Genomic DNA, 20,833 nt, shown 5'->3' with positions numbered 1-20,833 from the left:
TAATTTGCCGGCAATTACGCAATGGAAAGCTTGTAAATATTTGTAAATGCGTGATCCGGATTTTTATTTATTGCTTGATGCGGGCAAATAAAAAGCCGGCCAGCGGCCGGCTTTGCATCGCATGCAAGTTGAATCAGCGCTTGAGGCCTTGATCCTCGGCGGCGCCGATGTTGAGGTTCATGCACTGGATCGCGGCGCCCGATGCGCCCTTGCCCAGGTTGTCGAGGCGCGCGACCGTGACGAAGCGCTCCTCGTTGCCGAACACGAACAGGTCGACGCGGTTCGTGTCGTTGTTCGCCTGCACGTCGAAGAAGCCGCTGTCGAGGTTCGCCTCCGCGTTGAACGGCGCGACGCGCACGAACGGCTCGTCCGCGTAGTACTCGGCGAACACGCGCTGCACGTCCTGCGGCGTTGCGCGCTTCGCGAGCTGTTCGGGCGAGAAGTAGGTCGTCACGGCCAGGCCCTTCAGGAACGGCCCGACGATCGGCGTGAAGATCGGCGCGTGCGCGAGGCCCGTGTGCGCGGCCATTTCCGGCAGGTGCTTGTGCGCCAGCGCGAGCGCGTACGGACGCGGGCTCGCGAGCTTGCCGCCCGGCGCCGCGTTTTCGTATTCGGCGATCATCGACTTGCCGCCGCCGCTGTAGCCGGTGATCGAGTAGCTGTGCGCGGCGAAGGTCGGCGCGACGATGCCGGCATCCACGAGCGGACGCATCGCGAGCACGAAGGCCGACGCGTGGCAGCCCGGCACGGCGATGCGTTTCGACGTGCGAATCTTCTCGCGCTGCGCGCGGGTCAGTTCCGGCAGGCCGTATGCCCAGTCGGCGCTCGTGCGGAACGCGGTGCTCGCGTCGATCAGCGTCGTGTCCGGGTTCTCGACCAGCGATGCCGATTCGCGCGATGCGACGTCCGGCAGGCACAGGAACGTGACGTCCGACGCATTGATCAGGCGGCGGCGCTCGTCGACGTCCTTGCGCTTCGCTTCATCGATGCGCAGGATCTCGATGTCGCTGCGCGCCGACAGGTATTCGAAGATCTTGAGGCCGGTCGTACCTTCCTGGCCGTCGACAAAAACTTTGGTGCTCATTTCGCTCTCACTGAATGAAACGGGAGCCGCGGCGCCCTGAAACCGCCATTTTAAGACGTCATCCGGCGGGCCTGCACCGCACGGGGCGAAAAAAAGACGGCCCGCGGGCCGTCTTGTGTCCCTGTCACGCGCCTGCGCCGCGTTGCCGTGTCACCGGCGGCGCGAGCGCTCGCGCGTGCCGCCGCGTTCAGCGGCCGCCGGCCAGCCAGCGGGCGGTCGCTTCGGCGACGCGCCGCCCGAACGCCTTCGCGGTCTCGAGGTCGCCGGGCAGCGGGCCCTCGTCGGGCGTCGCGTCCGCCGGCGACTGCGCGAGCAGGCCCGTGAAGCCGCCGACGTAGTTGATGTCGTTGCGGGTGGCCGCCTTCGAGTTGGCCGGCATCATGCCCGTGCCGACCCACACCATCCCATGTTGCATCGCCAGCGTGACGAAATACTGAATCGTCGAGAACTTGTCGCCGTTCATCGTCGCGGAGTTCGTGAAGCCCGCGGCGATCTTGTCCTTCCATTTCTGCGTGAACCACGGTTTCGACGTGGCATCGGCGAACTGCTTGAACTGCGCGGACGGGCCGCCCATGTAGGTCGGCGCGCCGAAGACGATCGCGTCCGCCGCGTCGAGCGCGGCCCAGCCCGCGTCGTCGAGCTCGCCGACGGCGATCAGGCGTGCGGTGGCGCCGGCGTCCTGCGCGCCTGCATGGACGGCGTCGGCCAGTTTCTGCGTGTGACCGTAGCCGCTGTGATAGACGATGACGATGTTCGACATGAAGCGTTCTCCGGAAGGGGACGAAACGGCGGGCACCGCGGCCAGCCGCGTCACGCGCCGCGGTCGGGCGGCGCGACGGATGCGCGGCGGGATGCCGCGACCGGTGCCGCCGAGTCTAGCAAGCCGAAATGACGGGAGAAAAGCGCGCGGGCGGCGCACAGAAATTCGCAGGCGCGGACAATCGCGACCGGCGACCGGCGACCGGCGACCGGCGACCGGCGACCGGCGACCGGCGACCGGCGACCGGAAACTGGAGATCGGCGACCGGCAACCGGAGACACACGGCACACGCCTCACGGCGGACACGCGAGCGCTTACTGCCCGTACGTGACCGTGAGCTGTGCGGTGCCGATCGTCAGCGTGCCGATTTCGTGCTCGAACATCGGGGCGGGGCGTCCTTGCCCGATGCGCAGGTCCGTGCCCTTCAGCGCGTAGACGGTGATCACGTAGCGGTGCGGCTTGCCGGGCGGCGGGCACGGGCCGCCGTAGCCGTCGATCCCGAAGTCGTTGCGCGCCTCGCTCGCACCGATGCGACGCAGGAAGCCCGACGCGCTCGCGTCGGCCGGCAGGCTCGTGACGCTCGCCGGGATGCCGGCGACGGCCCAGTGCCACCAGCCGTGCCCCGGTGCATCGGGATCGAAGATCGTGATCGCGTAGCCGCGCGTGCCGGGCGGCGGGTTGCGCCACCTGAGCTGCGGCGAACGGTTGTCGCCCTTGCAGTCGCCGCGGTCGAACACGTTCGCGGCGCCGACGCGCCCGCCGGGCGTCAGCTCGTCGCTCGACACGGTGAACGGGCCTTCCGCGCGCGCGGGCAGGGTGGTGAACGCAGCGCACGCGGCGGCGGCGCAGAGCAGGACGGCGATGAACGGAGACGAACGACCCGGGGACGCAGGCGAAGTGATCCGGCGATCCACACGCATATGGCGCTTCTCCCGTCACGTGGGCCGGGCCGATGCTCCCGGCATTGTTGGCGTTGTGCGTTGCCCGCGCAGCTGATGGCGACGATGGATCAAGTCTAGCATTAGGGTTCGATGAGCGATGCATGCCGTGGCCCGCGATTCGGGCCGGCCGCGATGCCGATCGACGGACGAAAAAAAACCGCTCGCGGCCAGGCGAGCGGTTTTTTCAGCCAGGGTGCCGGCTGCGTGCCGGCTCGGCGTTACTCCTTCGGGGCCGTCGCGCCGCCGTGCGCGGCCGACCACTCGGCCGGCGCATGCAGGAACTTCTCGACTTCGTCGAGCGTCTTGGTCTCGAAGTAGCCCGACGCCTTCGCGACGCGCAGCACGTCCCACCAGGTCGCCAGCGCGTGCAGGTCGACATCGATGTCCTTCAGGACCGACACGCTTTCCTTGAAGATGTTGTAGTGGAACAGCACGAAGCAGTGGTTCACCGTCGCGCCCGCGGTGCGCAGCGCGTTGACGAAGTTGATCTTGCTGCGGCTGTCGGTCGTCAGGTCTTCCACCAGCAGCACGCGCGAGCCTTCTTCCAGATGACCCTCGATCTGCGCGTTGCGGCCGAAGCCCTTCGGTTTCTTGCGCACGTACTGCATCGGCACCATCATGCGGTCCGCGAGCCATGCCGCGAACGGGATGCCGGCCGTCTCGCCGCCCGCCACCGAGTCGATCTGCTCGAAGCCGACGTCGCGCATGATCGTCGTTTCCGCCATTTCCATCAGCGCACGACGCACGCGCGGATACGAGATCAGCTTGCGGCAGTCGATGTAGACGGGGCTTGCCCAGCCGGACGTGAAGATGAACGGTTTTTCGGCGTTGAAGTGCACCGCCTGCACTTCGAGCAGGATTTTGGCGGTCGTATCCGAGATCGACTGACGATCGTAGCCTGTCATGGGCATTCCTTGGGTGATGAGCGAAGAGCGGGCGCGGGCCCGGTGGCGCAGCAAGGGGAACCTGCCCGAGGGGCCGGGGTGCGATCGACGGACCCATCGGGCCAACAATCGCATCGCTGCGCGCGTAGCCCGCTATTTTACCCGATTCAGGCCGGTTTTCGGCGGAATTCGCGCAGGTTCGGCGCGCGGCTCGCCACCGGTGAAACAAACGGGGCACGACCAGCCCGATGCTGATGGCAAGGATGCCGCGCTGCACCAACAGGCGGCATTTAGGGGGTGTACACTAGGCGACCCTTAGAAATCGTTCAGTACTTTGTACTTTCCTCTTGCCACCCGCCAAGGTTCGATGGCGTGCCGACCCGGCGCGTCGCGTGCCGTCTCGCAGTCGACCACCCCCTCGATTCAAGCAGACGCGGCCCAAGGTGCTGTGTACTGAACCGTCAAAAATTTCGCATGTCTCTCGCAGGTCAATCATGGACGAACAACTGAAGCAGGCCGCTCTCGCTTATCACCTGAACCCGAAACCCGGCAAGATTTCGGTCACCCCGACCAAGCCGCTGTCGAACCAGCTCGATCTGTCGCTCGCGTATTCGCCGGGCGTCGCCGCGGCGTGCGAGGCGATCCACGCCGATCCGCTCGACGCGCAGAAGTACACGTCGCGCGGCAACCTCGTCGGCGTCATCACGAACGGCACGGCCGTGCTGGGCCTCGGCAACATCGGCCCGCTGGCCGCGAAGCCGGTGATGGAAGGCAAGGGCTGCCTGTTCAAGAAGTTCGCGGGCATCGACGTGTTCGACATCGAACTGTCCGAGTCCGACCCCGACAAGCTCGTCGAGGCGATCGCGATGCTCGAGCCGACGCTCGGCGGCATCAACCTCGAGGACATCAAGGCGCCGGAATGCTTCTACATCGAGCAGAAGCTGCGCGAGCGCATGAAGATCCCCGTCTTCCACGACGACCAGCACGGCACCGCGATCATCGCGTCGGCCGCGATCCTGAACGGCCTGAAGGTCGTCGGCAAGAAGCTGTCCGAAGTGAAGCTCGTGTGTTCCGGCGCGGGCGCGGCAGCGATCGCTTGTCTGGACCTGCTGGTGAACCTGGGTCTCACGAAGTCGAACATCCTCGTCGCCGATTCGAAGGGCGTGATCTACGAAGGGCGCGGCAACCTCGACCCGTCGAAGCAGCGCTATGCGGCGACCACCGACGCGCGCACGCTCGCCGACGCGATCGTCGGCGCGGACGTGTTCCTCGGCTGCTCGAGCGCGGGCGTGCTGAAGCAGGACATGGTCAAGACGATGGGCGAGCGCCCGCTGATCCTGGCGCTCGCGAACCCGGAGCCGGAAATCCGCCCGGAAGACGCGAAGGCCGTGCGCCCGGACGCGATCGTCGCGACCGGCCGTTCGGACTACCCGAACCAGGTCAACAACGTGCTGTGCTTCCCGTTCATCTTCCGCGGCGCGCTCGACGTCGGCGCGACGACGATCACGGAAGAAATGAAGCTCGCGTGCGTGCGCGCGATCGCCGAGCTGGCCCAGGAAACCGACCAGAGCGAGGAAGTCGCGAAGGCGTATGAAGGCCACTCGCTCGAGTTCGGGCCGGACTACCTGATTCCGAAGCCGTTCGATCCGCGCCTGATCATCAAGATCGCGCCGGCCGTCGCGCAAGCCGCGATGGATTCGGGCGTCGCCACGCGTCCGATCCAGGACATGGACGCATACCGCGAGCAACTCGGCGCGACCGTCTACCGCACCGGCATGGTGATGCGCCCGGTGTTCGCGACCGCGAAGACGAAGCAGGCGCGCATCGTGTTCGCCGAGGGCGAGGACGAGCGCGTGCTGCGCGCCGCGCAGTTCGTGCTGCAGGAAAAGATCGCGAAGCCGATCATCGTCGGCCGTCCGTCGGTCGTCGAGATGCGCCTCGCGAAGATCGGCTCGAAGCTGAAGGCGGGCGTCGATTTCGAGATCGTGAATCCGGAAGACGATACGCGCTACCACCGCTACTGGCAGGCATACCACGAGATCGGCGCGCGTGACGGCGTCACGCCGGAAGTCGCGAAGGCCGCGCTGCGCAAGTTCAACACGCTGATCGGCGCGATGCTCGTGCACCTGGGCGACGCGGACGGCATGATCTGCGGGATGATCGACACGTACCACACGCACCTGAAGTTCATCGAGCAGGTGCTGGGCCGTGCGCAGGGCGCCGAGCACTACGCGGCGATGAACCTGCTGATGCTGCCGGGCCGCAACCTGTTCCTGTGCGACACGTACGTGAACGAAGTGCCGAGCGCGGAACAGCTCGCCGACATGACGATCCAGGCGGCCGCCGAGATCGAGCGTTTCGGCATCGCGCCGAAGGCCGCGCTGCTGTCGAACTCGAACTTCGGCAGCGCGCCGTCGGCATCGTCGCGCCGCATGGCCGAGGCCCGCAAGCTGATCAGCGAGCGTGCGCCGACCCTCGAAGTCGACGGCGAAATGCACGGTGACGCGGCGCTGTCGGAAGCGGTCCGCAAGGCCGCGTTCCCGGGTACGACGCTGTCGGGCGAAGCGAACCTGCTGATCATGCCGAACGTCGAAGCGGCGAACATCGCGTACAACCTGCTGAAGATGGTCGGCGGCGAAGGCGTGACGGTCGGCCCGTTCCTGCTCGGCGCCGCGAAGCCGGTCCACATCCTGACGCCGGCCGCGACCGTGCGCCGGATCATCAACATGACGGCAGTGGCCGCCGCGAACGCGAACACGAAGTAAGTTCGCGCCCGCGTGCGCCGCGCGTCATGCGCGGCGCAATGAAAAACGCCACGGAACCTGCGTTCCGTGGCGTTTTTTTATGCACTGCCGTGGGCGGGGCTACGCGGCCGCGGGCGTCCCGGCCGCGAACGCCCGCCGCGCGCCGTCACGCGACCTGCTGATGCGACTGGCCGCCCGTCGGCGAACGCCACTTCGCGAGCAGCGTGTCCCACTTCTGGCGTACCGCGCGCAGGTTGTTCTCCTTCACGTGGCCGTAGCCGCGAATGCCGTCCGGCAGCGCCGCGAGCTCGAGCGCGAGCGGGCGGTTGGCCGCGTTCAGCTTGCCCAGCACTTCGCCGATCAGCGCTTCGTACTCGCTGATCAGCGCGCGCTCGGTGCGGCGCTCCGCGGTGCGGCCGAACGGGTCGAGCCCCGTGCCGCGCAGGAACTTCGCCTTCGCGAGCAGCCGGAACGCCGACAGCATCCACGGGCCGTACGCCTTCTTCACGAGATGGCCGTGTGCGTCCGTTTTCGCGAACAGCGGCGGCGCGAGGTGGAACTTCAGTTTCCAGTCGCCTTCGAACTGCGACGACAGGCGCGCGAGGAACGCGGGATCGGACTGCAGCCGCGCGACCTCGTACTCGTCCTTGTACGCCATCAGCTTGAACAGGTTGCGCGCGACCGCTTCGGTCAACGGCTCCTGCACGGCGTCGCCGTCCGCCAGCGCGCGTTCGGCCGCCCGCACCGTGTCGACGAAGGCCGCATAGCGCGATGCGTACGCGGCGTTCTGGTACGCGGTGAGGAACTCCACGCGCTTCGCGATCAGTGCGTCGACCGCCTTCTTCGTGTGCAGCGCGATCACCGTGGCGCCCTGCGCGTGGCGTGCATCGCCGGCCGCAGCCTGCTTCACGCTCGCGAGATCGTGCGCGGCGCGGCGGCCCCAGTCGAACGCCGCGCGGTTCTTCTCGACCGACACCGCGTTCAGCTCGATCGCGCGTTCGAGCGACGCGAGCGTGAGCGGCAGCCAGCCCTTCTGCCACGCGTAGCCGAGCACGAACGGGTTCGTGTAGATCGCGTCGCCGAGCAGCGCGACCGCGAAGCGGTTCGCGTCGATGAAGTCGACGGCTTCACCGGCTGCCGCGCGGATGTCGTTCTCTGCGGACAGGCCAGGGAACGCCCAGTTCGGGTTCTTGATGAACTCGGCGGTCGGCGTCTGCGCGCTGTTGACGACCACGCGCGTCGCGTCGTGCCGCATCCGCGACGTGCATTCGTCGCCGGCCGTGACGATCGCGTCGCAGCCGATCACGAGGTCGGCTTCGCCCATCGCGATCCGCGTCGCGTGGATGTCGGTCGGCGCGTGCGAGATCTGCACGTGGCTCATCACGGCGCCGCCCTTCTGCGCGAGGCCGGTCACGTCGAGCACGGTCACGCCCTTGTTCTCCAGGTGCGCGGCCATCCCGAGCAGCGCGCCGATCGTGACCACGCCCGTGCCGCCGACGCCCGTGACGAGCACGCCGTACGCACGGTCGATCGCCGGCAGCGTCGGCTCCGGAATCGGCGGCAGCGCGCCGCCGTCGACCGACACGGCCTTCGGCTTCTTCAGCTGGCCGCCTTCGACCGTGACGAAGCTCGGGCAGAAGCCCTTCACGCACGAGAAGTCCTTGTTGCAGCTCGACTGGTTGATCTGGCGCTTCGTGCCGAATTCCGTTTCGAGCGGTTCGACCGACAGGCAGTTCGACTGCACCGAGCAGTCGCCGCAGCCTTCGCACACCGCGTCGTTGATCACGACGCGCTTCGCCGGATCCGGATACGTGCCGCGCTTGCGGCGGCGGCGCTTCTCGGTCGCGCAGGTCTGGTCGTAGATCAGGATCGTCGTGCCCTCGATCTCGCGCAGCTCGCGCTGCACGTCGTCGAGCTGGTCGCGGTGATGAATCGTCACGCCCGGTGCGAGCAGGGCTTTCTGGCTGTCGTACTTCTCCGGCTCGTCGGTGACGATCACGATCTTCTTCGCGCCCTCGGACGCGAGCTGGTGCGTGATCTGCGGCACCGTCAGCACGCCGTCGACCGGCTGGCCGCCCGTCATCGCCACGGCATCGTTGTAGAGGATCTTGTAGGTGATGTTCGCCTTCGACGAGATCGCCGCGCGCACCGCCAGCAGGCCCGAGTGGAAATAGGTGCCGTCGCCGAGGTTCGCGAACACGTGCTTCTCGTCGGTGAACGGTGCCTGGCCGATCCACGGCACGCCTTCGCCGCCCATCTGGCTGAAGGTGCTCGTGCTGCGGTCCATCCACACCGTCATGTAATGGCAGCCGATCCCGGCGATCGCGCGCGAGCCCTCCGGCACGTTGGTCGACGTGTTGTGCGGGCAGCCCGAGCAGAACCACGGCTTGCGCTCGGTCTGCACGTGCGGCTTCGCGAGCGCCATTTCCTTCGCGTTGATCACCGCGAGCCGCGCGGCGATGCGCGCGCGCACGTCGGACGGCAGCTCGAACTTCTCGAGGCGCGTCGCGATCGCCTTCGCGATGATCGCGGGCGACAGTTCGTAGTGCGCGGGCAGCAGCCAGTTGCCCATCGGCACCGACCATTCGCCGCCGGCGCCGTCCTTCTCGTCGAACTTGCCGAACACGCGCGGGCGCTGCGCATCGGGCCAGTTGTACAGCTCTTCCTTGATCGCGTATTCGAGGATCTGGCGCTTTTCCTCGACGACGAGGATTTCGTCGAGGCCGCGCGCGAACGCCTGCGCGCCCTGCGCTTCGAGCGGCCACACGCAGCCGACCTTGTACAGGCGGATGCCGATCCGCGCACAGGTTTCGTCGTCGAGGCCGAGGTCGGTCAGCGCCTGGCGCACGTCGAGGTACGCCTTGCCGCCCGTCATGATCCCGAAGCGCGCATTCGGCGAGTCGATCTCGATCCGGTCGAGCTTGTTCGCGCGCACATAGGCGAGCGCCGCGTACCACTTGTAGTCGAGCAGCCGTGCTTCCTGCACGAGCGGCGGGTCCGGCCAGCGAATGTTCAGGCCGCCTTCCGGCAGGATGAAGTCGGTCGGCAGCACGATCTCGGTGCGATGCGGGTCGATGTCGACCGACGCCGACGATTCGACCACGTCCGTCACGCACTTCAGCGCGACCCACAGGCCCGAGTAGCGGCTCATCGCCCAGCCGTGCAGGCCGAAGTCGAGATATTCCTGCACGTTGGACGGGAACAGCACCGGCAGCCCGCAGGCCTTGAAGATGTGTTCGGACTGGTGCGCGAGCGTCGACGATTTCGCCGCGTGGTCGTCGCCGGCGAGCACGAGCACGCCGCCGTGCTTCGACGAGCCGGCCGAGTTCGCGTGCTTGAAGACGTCGCCGGTGCGGTCGACGCCCGGCCCCTTGCCGTACCACATGCCGAACACGCCGTCGTGCTTCGCGCCGGGGTACAGGTTGACCTGCTGCGAGCCCCACACGGCGGTGGCGGCGAGATCTTCGTTGAGGCCGGGCTGAAAGACGATCTGGTGGGCCGCCAGGTGCTGCTTGGCTTTCCAGAGCGACAGATCGAGGCCGCCGAGCGGCGAGCCGCGGTAGCCGGAAATGAAGCCGGCCGTATTGAGGCCGGCGGCGCGGTCGCGCTCCTGCTGCAGCATCGGCAGGCGCACGAGCGCCTGGATGCCGCTCATGTACGCGCGGCCGCGTTCGAGCGTGTATTTGTCGTCAAGCGTGACGGACTTCAGCGCGGCTTCGAGCGATGCGCGTTGGCCTGCGTCTAGCGGGGCATTCATTAACAGTCTCCTCCACCCAGTTTGGGATCACCAAAGCTTCGATTGCGTCGACGTCTTGTGAACGTGTCGGCAGTGGCCGGCATATTGGCCGGTTTTAAGTGATGGTAGCACTGGGATAAACCCGCCGACCACCGGCCGGCGTGCCGCGGCACGCCGACTAAATGGCGCGACTATGCGTTACATCATGTAAAGGCATGTAAAGGCGCGCCCATCATCGGACAAATGCCGTTAATCTTGTCGGCCTGCCGGAGGTGCCCGGTCGCGTCGGCTCGTTTCGACGCAACCGGGGAGGCGCCGGCAGTTTTACAGGAGGTGCAATGAACACACGTCATATCCAGAGTTTCCTGATCGTGTCCGCCGCGTTCTTCGCGATGACCGGCCCGGTGCACGCGCGCGGCGCGAGCGCACTGGCGGCAGCCGGCGCGCAGATGCGTCAGATCGCGCCGGCGCAGGATGCCGACGCACAGCCGGCGGCCGCGCGTGCGGTCGTGTCGCAGGCGAACGTGCGTTGATCCGTTCGCGCGGCCGCCGGGCCGCGCCGGAATGACGAAAGGGCGGGAATCGCAGGATTCCCGCCCTTTTTCCTTGTGCCGCCGATGTTCGCGCGGACGCCCGGGCCCGCCGGGCGCCGCGCGGCCTTCTGCGTCAGGCCTTGTCCTGGACCACGCCGCGGCGGATCTGGTCGAGCTCGATCGATTCGAACAGCGCCTTGAAGTTGCCTTCGCCGAAGCCCTGGTTGCCCTTGCGCTGGATGATCTCGAAGAAGATCGGGCCGATCTGGTTCTCGGTGAAGATCTGCAGCAGCAGGTCGTCGCGGGCGCCGTCGATCAGGATCTTGCGCTTCTTCAGCTCGTCCAGCGATTCGCCGTGGTTCGGCACGCGGCGGTCGACCAGCTCGTAATACGTGTCGATCGTGTCGAGCAGCTTCACTTCCTTGCTGCGCAGGCCGTCCACCGCGCCGTAGATGTCGTTCGTGCCGAGCGCGATGTGCTGGATGCCTTCGCCGTGATAGGCGTCGAGGTATTCCTGGATCTGGCCGGCCGTGTCCGAGCCTTCCTCGTTGATCGGAATCCGGATCTTGCCGCACGGCGACGTCATCGCCTTCGACTTCACGCCCGTCACCTTGCCTTCGATGTCGAAATAGCGCACTTCGCGGAAGTTGAACAGCCGCTCGTAGAACTCGGCCCATTCCTGCATGCGGCCGCGATGCACGTTGTGCGTCAGGTGGTCGATGTAGGTGAGGCCGTGGCCGACCGGGTTCGGGTTCGCGCCGGCGATCGGTTCGAAGTCGACGTCATAGATGCTGATGTCGCCGATCGCGCCCGGTTGCGCGCCGTTCTTGCCGCGCCAGCGGTCGACGAAATAGATCAGCGAATCGCCGATGCCCTTGATCGCCGGGATGTTCAGCTCCATCGGGCCCGTCTTGTTGTCGAAGCCCCACGCGCCGAGTTCGAGCGCGTGCTGGTAAGCCTTCGCGGCGTCCTGCACGCGAAATGCGATCGCGCAGATCGACGGGCCGTGCAGGCGCGCGAAGCGCTGCGCGAACGAATCGGGCTCGGCGTTGATGATGAAGTTGATGTCGCCCTGGCGGTAGACCGTCACGTCCTTGTGACGATGGCGGGCGATCGCGGTGAAACCCATCCGCTCGAACAGTTGTCCGAGCGCTTTCGGATCCGGCGCGGTGTATTCGATGAATTCGAAGCCGTCGGTGCCGACGGGGTTGTCCCAGTTGGGGATCTGCATGTCGTGTCTCCTGTGCGGGGCGATCGGCCGGCGCGACGTGCGCGTGTGCGGCCCGGTTCGATGTCGAACGCGGCGCACGTGTCGGCGTGCGCAACGAATCGGTACGTGCGACAAAGTGTAGCGGGCAGGCGCGAGCGAAAACTTGCGAACTTAATCGTCCGTGCCTACGATGGCGCAATTTCCAGTCTGAAAATAATCAACGGAGGGCAGAAAATGGCGCAAGCCGAATTGGATGCCATCGACCGGCGGATTCTGGCGATTCTTCAGGAGAACGGCCGCCTGTCGAACCAGGAGATCGCCGAGCGCGTGAACCTGTCGCCGAGCCCGTGCCTGCGGCGGATCCGGCGGCTCGAGGAGATCGGCGTGATCACCGGCTACGTCGCGCTGCTCGATCCCCAGAAGCTCGGGCTCGACCTGCTGGCGTACGTGAGCGTACGGCTCGAGAAGCGTGGTGGCCTGGCGCCGGTCCGTGCCGACGAGACGTCGGCGCGCGCGGGTGCGACCCACGCGGAACTGTTCCGCGCGGCCGTGCAGACCTGGCCGGAGGTGGTCGCGTGTCATGCGATGACGGGCGACATGGATTACCTGCTTCGCGTGCAGGTCGAGGACATGGCGCACTTCTCCCGCTTCGTGCAGGAGCACTTGCTGCACCATCCGTCGGTGATCGACGTGAAGACGAGCTTCTCGCTCGAGTGCTTCAAGGAGACGACGGCGTTGCCGATCCGGTCGGTGCGCTAGCGTGCGGCGCGGGGAAGGCGAGAAGGAAGGGAAGGCCGGGCGCCCCGCAGGGCAGCCCGGTCGGCCGATGTTATGCCGTCAGCGCGGCAGGCATCAGCGATTCGATGAACTTCGACGTGCGGTGTGCCTGGCGCTTGAGCGCGTAGTCGAACACCGCGGCCTGTTCCTGCAGCATCTCGGCGAGGATCGTCGCGTGGTCGGCCGGCGGCAGCGACAGGTACGCATCGGCTTCGCCGTACGCGTATTCGATCCGCATCCCGGATTTCTTCGCGATGTGCATCATCGTCGCATTGCGCGACAGGCAATGCATGTACAGCATCGTCACGCGGGTGTTCCGGCTGCGGATCGCCGCGCGCTCGAACAGCTTCGAGCCGACGCCACGTCCGCGGGCGCTTTCGAGCACCGACACGCCGAATTCGGCCGTGCGCTTGTCGCCTTCCGCGGGCAGATACGCCAGGTGGCCGACGCCGATCAGTTCGAGCCCATGGTCGAACACGCCGAACACCGTGTCGCGACCGAAGTCGATCGTACGGACATAGTTCTCGATCACGTGGTCGGGCACCATCTGGCCGAAGCGCAGCAGGCGGTCCTCTTCGTTGAGCGAGAGAAAGTGGGTGAGCATTCGCTCACGGTCTTTGGAAGCCAGTTCCCTGACGAGAACCGGCGCAGTACCGGCGTGGCCGACAGCATCGGCACGGCGGTCGAGTTGCGTGTTCATCGTGGGTTCCTCAGTCTGTAGCCGCACAAGCAGCTTGTGCAATGCAACAGCATTTTACCCGAGCGGGTTGGGGAAAACCCGTATTTGACGTTATTTGTGCCGAGGGCGAATTCTAAATCCGCTTAGTTCATTTGCTATCTATTTGATTTATAAGCGATTTAAAATTCATCACATGAAATGCGCGGCGGCCTGTCGCAGTGTACCCGCCGCGCAACGCATGCTGCTGCGCGGCAATCACGCGCCAGACGACAGCCCGTGCTCCATCAGGTCGATCACCTGCTCGGCGAAGTCGCGGTAGCCGAGGCGGCCGCCCGGCTTGAGCCATGTGAACGTCCAGTTGATCATCCCGAACACCATCATCGTGACCGACGTCTGGTTTTCCTTCGAGATCCGGTCCGGATAGGCGCGCGCGAGCTGGCGCGCGAATGCCGCGACGATGTCGCGCTGGCGGTCGAGCACGATTTCGCGCTGGGCGTCCTCGAGATACTTCACGTCGTTGAGCAGCGCGACATGGCGGCTGTGCGACGTCTCGTACTCGGCGAGGAACGCGCGCACCAGCTCGGCGAACGCGTCGCGTTCGCTGAGGCCGCGCCGCTGGCTCGCACCTTCAACCTCGGCGATGATCAGCATCAACCGCTTCGTGTAACGGTCGAGCAGGTCGAACAGGATCGCTTCCTTGCTCTCGTAATAGTGATAGAGACGTGCCTTCGACGTGCCGCTCGCGGTCGCGAGATCGGACATCGACGTGCTCGGGTAGCTCGTCTGCGCGAATTTCTCGGCGGCGAGATCGAGGATCTGCTCGCGCTGGGATTCGTGGTCGGGCGCTCGGGTACGGGCCATGGTCGAATGCGAAAGAGTAGCGTTAGCGAGGCGCGGCGGGCGCGCGCACCTGCGTGGAAGAAAGGGCGGCCGGCGCGTCGTCCTGCAGCTCGAGCCGGCCGGCTGCCGCGAGTTCGCGGCAGCGCCACCAGGCGATCGAGTCGCTGACGAACAGCCCGCCGCGGTCGGCGCCGGCCATGATGCCGCCGACGACGCGTCGAGCGGGCAGCCAGCCGGTTTCCGCGTGCGCGACGATCAGCGCGTCGAGGTCCGCGTATTGGCCGCTCTTGATGGTGTTGCTGACCCAGTAGCGCAACTCGGCATTCAGGTGCTTCGCCTCCTGCCATTCGAGTGCGAGGCGGCCGATGCGCAGCACCGAGATCGGTGCGGCCAGCGGCCGTTTGCGCGCGAGCGCCGCCGGCGAGAACATCCCGGTCGAACAGGCCTGGTCGGTGCGGGTCAGCGCCGCACGCTGCGGCGCGTCGAGGTCCGCGGCCGACAGCCGCACCTCGTTCAGGCGCTGCGGCACGTTGCGCAGGTGATAGGCGACGCGGCGCAGCAGCAGTTTGTCGCCGACGCTCGGCGCGTGCCAGACGACCACCTGGCCCGTCTCGGTCGCGAGCTGGTCGAGGCGGGCGAATTCGCCTTCGATTTCCGCGTTCCAGTCGGGAATCGCGTCGCCGAGCACGCGCTGCCAGAAGGCGGCGCGCGTGTCGGGCGTCTCGTCGGCGCCCTTCAGCGGACCGACCGCGAGATCGTCGAGCAATCCGACGACGCGCTCGTCGCGTCCGGCTTGCGCGAGGGCCTCGCGCAGCGACGCGGCAGCGGTGCCGCCCTGAATCACGTGAATGGTACTCATCGGTCTGTCGTCAACAAAAGAAAACCGCCGGCCGGGCGGACGTGAAGACGTCCAGCCGGCCGGCGGCCCCTAGTGTAAGCGAGATGTGTGACGACGAGAAACCGGCGCGGCGCGCCGGCGCGACGCCGCTCAACGCTCGTCGAAGCTCACGACGACCTTGTCGCTGATCGGGTGGCATTGGCACGTGAGCACGAAGCCGTCCTTCACTTCGTGTTCCTCGAGCGTGTAGTTCTTCTCCATCCGGACCTCGCCTTCGACCACCTTCGCCCGGCACGTGCAGCACACGCCGCCCTTGCACGCGTACGGCAGCGCGAGGCCCGCGCGCAGGCCGACGTCGAGCAGGCTCACGCCTTCGTACGGCAGGCGCAGCTTGCGTTTCTTGCCGTCGAGCACGATTTCGAGGTCGGCAGCCGGCGTCTGGTCGGTGATCTCGACGACGGGCGCGCCCGCCTGCGGCAGCGGCGTGCCGAAGCGTTCGACGTGCACTTTCGCCTGCGGCACGCCGGCTGCCTTCAGCGCGGCTTCGGCCGCGTCCATCATCGGCGCCGGGCCGCAGATGAACGCTTCGTCGATTGCGTCGGCTGGCGTCAGCGTCGCGAGGAATTCCGCGCATTTCGCCTGGTCGAGCACACCGTTGAACAGCTCGACGTCCTGCTGGTCGTCCGACAGCACGTGGTACAGGACGAAGCGGCTCATGTAGCGGTTCTTCAGGTCCTCGAGTTCCTCCGCGAACATGATCGCGTCGACGCTGCGGTTGCCGTAGATCAGCGTGAACGTGCTGCGCGGTTCGAGTTCGAGCGTCGTCTTCACGATCGCGAGCACCGGCGTGATGCCCGACCCGCCGGAGAACGCGACGTACTGCTTGCCGTGGTCCGCGTTCAGATGCGTGAAGAAGCGGCCGTCCGGTGTCATCACGTCGATCGTGTGACCCGGCTGCAGCGTGTCGAACGCGAAATTCGAGAAACGGCCGCCGCGCACGCGCTTGATGCCGATGCGCAGTTCGCCGTCGCGGTCGTAGTCGGTCGTGCCGACGCAGATCGAGTACGACCGGCGCGTTTCCTCGCCGTCGATGTGGGTCTTCAGCGTGACGAACTGGCCCTGCGTGAAGCGGTACGCGTCGCGCAGCTCGGGCGGCACGTCGAAGGAGACGGTAACGGCGTCGGCGGTCTCGGGCCGCACGTCGCGGATACGCAGCGGGTGAAATTGCGGGGTTGACGACCCCCGCCGGGCCGCCCCAACGGGGGCGTCGGCCCCCTCGGGGGGCAGCGAATGAAGAGAGCGTGGGGGCTGTTTCATTTCAGTAAGGTTTGAAGTAGTCGAAGGGTTCGCGGCAGTCGACGCAGCGATACAGCGCCTTGCAGGCCGTGGACGCGAATTGCGCGAGGCGCTCTGTGTTGGCTGAGCCGCAGCGCGGGCACACGGGCGCCGCGACGGGGCGCGGCACGAAACGCACGACGTTTTCCCGCGGCGCGGCGCTGCCGCACTGGCCGACGGGCGGCGCGATGCCGTACGCGCGCAGCTTGTCGCGCGCTTCCTGCGTGATCCAGTCGGTCGTCCACGCGGGGGCGAGCACCGTCTCGATCCGGTGCGGCGGCAGGTCGGCGGCCTGCATTGCCGCGGCGATGTCCTCGGCGATCTGCGACATCGCCGGGCAGCCGGAGTAGGTCGGCGTGATCACGACTTCGAGCTGGCCGTCGTCCGCGCGACGGACGTCGCGCAGGATGCCGAGCTCGCGGATCGACACGACCGGAATCTCGGGATCGGGCACGGCTTCGAGCACGTCCCACGCGCGCGCGAGCAACGGATCGTTGCGGTGCGCGGCGGGCGTCGGGTCGGCTGGGGCGGCGGTCTGGACGGACATCGTCGGGCTCCGTTGGGGCGGCGGGTTACCAGGTCGCGCCAGGGTGCTGGCGCGCGAGGCTCTGCATTTCCGCGAGCAGGTAGCCCATGTGCTCCGAGTGCTCGCCCTGCTTGCCGGTGCTCACGTGCTGCACGGGCGCCGGCAGGGTGAGCGTCGCTTCCGCGAGCGCTTCGTGCACGTCCGCGCGCCATGCGGCTTCGAGCGCGGCCGGTGCCGGCCCGATGCCCGATGCGCAGACCGCGTCGTCGATCGCGTCGGCCGCGAAGCATTCGCGCGTGTACGGAATCAGGTAGTCCAGCGCGGCCTGAGCGCGGCGATGCGATTCGTCGGTGCCGTCGCCGAGGCGCACCAGCCATTCGCGCGCGTGCTGCACGTGATAGCGGGTCTCCTTCACCGATTTTGCGGCGATCGCGGCCAGTTGGGCGTCCGTCGACGTTTCGAGCGCGGTCCACACGTGCAGCATCAGCGTCGCGTAGAGGAAGTTGCGCACGATCGTCACCGCGTAATCCTTGTCGGCGTGCGCGGTGCCGGCGATCGGGCCGTAGTGCGGCAGCTCGGCGAGCGTGAAGTTCGCGAACTCGCGCTCCGTGCGGAAGTACGCGTAATCGTCTTCCGTCTTCGTCGCGCCGTTCAGCTGGCGCTCGAGTTCGGCTGCGTGCGTATACAGCATGCGGGCCTGGCCGATGAGGTCGAGGCTCATGTTGGTGAGCGCGATGTCTTCCTCGAGGATCGGGCCGTGGCCGCACCACTCGGCGTTGCGCTGACCGAGGATCAGCGCGTTGTCCGCGAGGCGCAGCACGTAGGAGAGGTGTTCGGGCGTGATCGTCATGGCGCGGGCGTTACATGTGGTTGACTTCGTCGGGCAGCGTGTAGAACGTCGGGTGACGGTAGATCTTGTCGCCCGCCGGTTCGAACAGCTCGGCCTTCTCGGCCGGATCCGACGCGGTGATCGCCGACGACGGCACCACCCAGATGCTCACGCCTTCCTGGCGGCGCGTGTAGACGTCGCGCGCCATGCGCAGCGCCATCGACGCGTCGGCCGCGTGCAGGCTGCCGCAATGCTTGTGGTCGAGGCCCTGCTTGCTGCGCACGAACACTTCCCAGATCGGCCATTCCTTGTTCATCACTCTCTCCTGAATCCTGTATTCGATGGTTGCCGCTCAGGCGGCGTGCTGTTCGGCGCGGGCGCGGCGCTTCGCCTCGTGCGCGAGCGCGGCTTCGCGCACCCATGCGCCGTCGTCGTGCGCTTTCACGCGGGTCGCGAGGCGTTCCTTGTTGCACGGGCCGTCGCCGTTGACGACGCGCCAGAATTCGTCCCAGTCGATCGCGCCGTAGTCGTGGTGGCCGCGTGCCTCGTTCCATTTCAGGTCGGGGTCGGGCAGCGTCACGCCGAGCACCTTCGCCTGGTCGACCGTCGCGTCGACGAACTTCTGCCGCAGGTCGTCGTTCGTGATCCGCTTGATGCCCCATTTTGCGGACTGGTTGCTGTGGACCGAATCGGCGTCGCTCGGGCCGAACATCATCAGCACCGGCCACCACCAGCGGTTCACCGCCTGCTGGACCATCGCACGCTGCGCGTCGGTGCCCTTCATCATCGACAGCAGCGCATCGAAGCCTTGGCGCTGGTGGAACGACTCTTCCTTGCAGACGCGGATCATCGCGCGCGCGTACGGGCCATACGTGCAGCGGCACAGCGGGATCTGGTTCATGATCGCGGCGCCGTCGACGAGCCAGCCGATCACGCCGACGTCGGCCCAGGTCGGCGTCGGGTAGTTGAAGATGCTCGAGTATTTCGCCTTGCCGGCGTGCAGCGCGTCGATCAGCGAATCGCGCGAGACGCCGAGCGTTTCCGCCGCGCTATATAGATAGAGGCCGTGACCGGCTTCGTCCTGGACCTTCGCGAGCAGGATCGCCTTGCGCTTCAGGCTCGGCGCGCGCGAGATCCAGTTGCCTTCCGGCAGCATGCCGACGACTTCCGAGTGCGCGTGCTGCGAAATCTGGCGCACCAGCGTCTTGCGATAGGCGTCGGGCATCCAGTCCTGCGGTTCGATCTTGCCGTCCGCGGCCATGACCGCGTCGAACCGCGCCTGCTCGGGCGACTCGGCTGCGGCGTCGAGCGATGCGACGTTGCCGGGGATGTCGAGGGATTGCGTGTACATGGCGGAGGATCTCGTCCGGTTGAATGTGTGCGAAGTATAAACCAACCGACCGGTCGGTTAATAAATTTCTCGCGGATTTGCGGGGAGATTCGGGTAAACGTGGGGCGTCGGGGCGCGATCGCCAGGGCAGGAAGACGGTCCGGCGCGTGAGACGGGCCGCTTCTGCGGCACAATGCCCGCTTTCCGATAAGGATTTCGCCGATGTCATTTCGAAGCAGTTTCGTCGCGACCGTACTGGGCGCGTCCGTGTTCCTGTCGCCGCTTGCCGCCTCGGCCGCACCGGCCGGGTGGGTCGCCGCGTGGGCGACCGCATTGCAGCCGATTCCCGACCTGGCTGCGCCGCCGCCGCTCTATCGCGCGCCCGACGTGGGCGGACGGACCGTCCGTCAGATCGTCTACCCGACGGTATCGGGGCATGCCGCGCGGATTCGCGTGAGCAATGCGTACGGTCGCGCGCCGCTGGTGATCGAGGGCGCCGGTCTTGCGCGCGCGGGTGACGGCGCGGCGCTTGCCGACGGGGCGAGTGCTGCCGTGCGCTTCGGCGGCAAGGCGTCGGTGACGCTCGCGCCGGGCCAGGAACTCGAAAGCGACGCGGTGGCGATCGACGTGATGGCCGGGCAGCCGTATGCGATCAGTCTGCGGATGGGCGCGAACCAGCGGATGACCGTGTGGCACCGCGTGTCGAACCAGCTCAATTTCGTATCGGCGCCGGGTGATCACGTGAACGATCCGGGCGGCGGTGCCTTCCGTGCGCGCTTTACCCAGTATGCGTGGGTGACCGAACTGGCCGTCGAGGCCGGGGCCGCGCGGGCGAGCGTCGCCGCGATCGGCGACTCGATCACCGACGGGCTGCGCTCGAGCCTGAACCGCAACCGTCGCTGGCCCGACGCGCTGGCGCGCCGGCTGTCCGCGGCAGGTTCGGATTCGCTTGGCGTCGTGAATCTCGGGATCAGCGGCAATCGTCTGCTGAGCGATTCGGCGTGCTACGGCACGTCGCTGGCGTCGCGGTTCGAGCGCGATGCGCTGTCGCGCGCGGGGGTGAAGGCGGCGATCGTGCTGATCGGTATCAACGACATCAACTTTGCGGCGATGCCGCCGCGCGCGGGGCTGGATTGCGACAACCCGCATACGCAGGTCACGGCGGCATCGTTGATCGACGGCTATCGCCGGTTGATCGAGGCTGCACACCGCCAGGGGGTGAAGATCTTCGGTGCGACGCTCACGCCCGCGGCGTTGCCGGCCGGGCGCGAGGCGATCCGGCTCGAGGTGAACCGGTGGATCCGAAGCGGCGGCGGGTTCGATGGTGTGGTCGACTTCGACGCGGTACTGCGCGATCCGGCGCGCCCGAGTGTGCTGCAGCGCCGCTACGACAGCGGCGACGGCATTCACCCGAGCGACGCCGGTTACACGGCGATGGCCGACGCGGTGCCGGTGGAGCAGCTGCAGGCCGTGGCTGGCGGCAAGTAAACTCGCCATATATATAGAACGACGGATTGCCGGCCGCTTCAAGGTCGCCGGAGGCACGTAGTTCATCGAACCCCAAGCCCCCGTGCGCGGCAGCGCACGGGGGCTTTTCAAAATATTTTCACAAAGGGGTTGCGCAGACGAGGGCACGTGCTTAGAATCACGCCTCTTTCGCGCTAACGGAAACGCAGCGCGGGAGAAGAAGGGAAGCGGTGCTGTCGGGCTGGTCGTAGCGGCCTCGGCGGTGCAGGAAGTTGAACCCCAGCCGTCGCAACGAAGTAGTTAAAAAGTTGTTGACGAAC

18 protein-coding genes are annotated in these 20,833 nt (G+C 66.9%); 4 read left to right on the top strand and 14 right to left on the bottom strand.

Translation table 11 applies throughout. The annotated features are described in order from the left end of the window. Window positions 1–133 precede the first annotated feature (133 nt). The 4 genes from argC to DIE04_RS12505 all read right to left on the bottom strand — a co-directional run bounded on the left by argC (window position 134) and on the right by DIE04_RS12505 (window position 3,690). Window positions 134–1,084, bottom strand: coding sequence for an N-acetyl-gamma-glutamyl-phosphate reductase (gene argC, locus DIE04_RS12525; protein WP_124489232.1), 951 nt, complete (start codon window positions 1,082–1,084; stop codon window positions 134–136). 187 nt (window positions 1,085–1,271) lie between these two features. Continuing rightward, window positions 1,272–1,844 (bottom strand): flavodoxin family protein, encoded by a 573-nt coding sequence (locus DIE04_RS12520; protein WP_044846329.1) that lies wholly within the window; start codon window positions 1,842–1,844, stop codon window positions 1,272–1,274. Between the two features lie 314 nt (window positions 1,845–2,158). Next, entirely contained in the window at window positions 2,159–2,764 is a 606-nt protein-coding gene (locus DIE04_RS12510) for a YbhB/YbcL family Raf kinase inhibitor-like protein (protein ID WP_044846328.1), read from the bottom strand. Between the two features lie 239 nt (window positions 2,765–3,003). Continuing rightward, a complete protein-coding gene (locus DIE04_RS12505) occupies window positions 3,004–3,690 on the bottom strand; it encodes an orotate phosphoribosyltransferase (RefSeq protein ID WP_006752465.1) in 687 nt (228 codons plus the stop codon). A gap of 473 nt (window positions 3,691–4,163) precedes the next feature. Here DIE04_RS12505 and DIE04_RS12500 point away from each other — a divergent pair, with 473 nt between their 5' ends. Next, a complete protein-coding gene (locus tag DIE04_RS12500) occupies window positions 4,164–6,434 on the top strand; it encodes an NADP-dependent malic enzyme (protein WP_124489234.1) in 2,271 nt (756 codons plus the stop codon). A 145-nt stretch (window positions 6,435–6,579) separates the two neighbouring features. Here DIE04_RS12500 and DIE04_RS12495 read toward each other — a convergent pair whose 3' ends face one another. Next, window positions 6,580–10,170 carry an indolepyruvate ferredoxin oxidoreductase family protein gene (locus DIE04_RS12495; protein ID WP_124520504.1) on the bottom strand — a complete coding sequence of 1,197 codons (3,591 nt, stop codon included), beginning with the start codon at window positions 10,168–10,170 and terminating at the stop codon, window positions 6,580–6,582. 317 nt (window positions 10,171–10,487) lie between these two features. On the opposite strand from DIE04_RS12495, the gene DIE04_RS12490 reads away from it, so the two are divergent. Beyond that, window positions 10,488–10,682: a hypothetical protein gene (locus DIE04_RS12490; RefSeq protein WP_124489236.1), complete on the top strand. Its 195-nt coding sequence runs from the start codon at window positions 10,488–10,490 to the stop codon at window positions 10,680–10,682. A 133-nt stretch (window positions 10,683–10,815) separates the two neighbouring features. Here the strand turns inward: DIE04_RS12490 and hppD are convergent, their stop codons facing one another. After that, entirely contained in the window at window positions 10,816–11,913 is a 1,098-nt protein-coding gene (gene hppD / locus DIE04_RS12485; RefSeq protein ID WP_124489237.1) for a 4-hydroxyphenylpyruvate dioxygenase, read from the bottom strand. Between the two features lie 213 nt (window positions 11,914–12,126). Between hppD and DIE04_RS12480 the strand changes: the two genes are divergently transcribed. Then, the gene (locus DIE04_RS12480; RefSeq protein WP_011655746.1) at window positions 12,127–12,651 is read left to right on the top strand and encodes an Lrp/AsnC family transcriptional regulator; all 525 of its coding nucleotides are present in this window, start codon (window positions 12,127–12,129) and stop codon (window positions 12,649–12,651) included. Window positions 12,652–12,721: 70 nt separating this feature from the next. On the opposite strand, the gene DIE04_RS12475 is transcribed toward DIE04_RS12480, so the two are convergent. The 8 genes from DIE04_RS12475 to paaA form a co-directional block, all read right to left on the bottom strand. Further along, window positions 12,722–13,369: a GNAT family N-acetyltransferase gene (locus tag DIE04_RS12475; RefSeq protein WP_044846322.1), complete on the bottom strand. Its 648-nt coding sequence runs from the start codon at window positions 13,367–13,369 to the stop codon at window positions 12,722–12,724. Window positions 13,370–13,603: 234 nt separating this feature from the next. Continuing rightward, window positions 13,604–14,209 carry a TetR/AcrR family transcriptional regulator gene (locus DIE04_RS12470; RefSeq protein ID WP_059682891.1) on the bottom strand — a complete coding sequence of 202 codons (606 nt, stop codon included), beginning with the start codon at window positions 14,207–14,209 and terminating at the stop codon, window positions 13,604–13,606. A gap of 22 nt (window positions 14,210–14,231) precedes the next feature. After that, on the bottom strand, window positions 14,232–15,047 hold the full coding sequence (locus DIE04_RS12465) for a DUF1835 domain-containing protein (RefSeq protein WP_124489238.1): 816 nt from the start codon (window positions 15,045–15,047) through the stop codon (window positions 14,232–14,234). A gap of 129 nt (window positions 15,048–15,176) precedes the next feature. Then, window positions 15,177–16,313 carry a 1,2-phenylacetyl-CoA epoxidase subunit PaaE gene (gene paaE, locus DIE04_RS12460; protein ID WP_044846378.1) on the bottom strand — a complete coding sequence of 379 codons (1,137 nt, stop codon included), beginning with the start codon at window positions 16,311–16,313 and terminating at the stop codon, window positions 15,177–15,179. A gap of 31 nt (window positions 16,314–16,344) precedes the next feature. After that, the gene (gene paaD / locus DIE04_RS12455; protein WP_124520505.1) at window positions 16,345–16,908 is read right to left on the bottom strand and encodes a 1,2-phenylacetyl-CoA epoxidase subunit PaaD; all 564 of its coding nucleotides are present in this window, start codon (window positions 16,906–16,908) and stop codon (window positions 16,345–16,347) included. 25 nt (window positions 16,909–16,933) lie between these two features. Next, entirely contained in the window at window positions 16,934–17,737 is an 804-nt protein-coding gene (gene paaC, locus DIE04_RS12450; RefSeq protein ID WP_124520506.1) for a 1,2-phenylacetyl-CoA epoxidase subunit PaaC, read from the bottom strand. 10 nt (window positions 17,738–17,747) lie between these two features. Then, window positions 17,748–18,032: a 1,2-phenylacetyl-CoA epoxidase subunit PaaB gene (gene paaB / locus DIE04_RS12445; protein WP_006752453.1), complete on the bottom strand. Its 285-nt coding sequence runs from the start codon at window positions 18,030–18,032 to the stop codon at window positions 17,748–17,750. A gap of 36 nt (window positions 18,033–18,068) precedes the next feature. Then, window positions 18,069–19,067, bottom strand: a complete 999-nt coding sequence (gene paaA / locus DIE04_RS12440; protein ID WP_044846317.1) for a 1,2-phenylacetyl-CoA epoxidase subunit PaaA — start codon at window positions 19,065–19,067, stop codon at window positions 18,069–18,071. 201 nt (window positions 19,068–19,268) lie between these two features. On the opposite strand from paaA, the gene DIE04_RS12435 reads away from it, so the two are divergent. Continuing rightward, window positions 19,269–20,534 (top strand): SGNH/GDSL hydrolase family protein, encoded by a 1,266-nt coding sequence (locus tag DIE04_RS12435; protein WP_124489241.1) that lies wholly within the window; start codon window positions 19,269–19,271, stop codon window positions 20,532–20,534. Window positions 20,535–20,833 lie beyond the last annotated feature (299 nt).

Source organism: Burkholderia sp. Bp8994 (assembly GCF_003853805.1).
In the GTDB taxonomy this organism is placed as follows: domain Bacteria; phylum Pseudomonadota; class Gammaproteobacteria; order Burkholderiales; family Burkholderiaceae; genus Burkholderia.
Note: the sequence above shows the minus strand (reverse complement) of the source record. Positions and strands in the feature narration are given on the sequence as shown.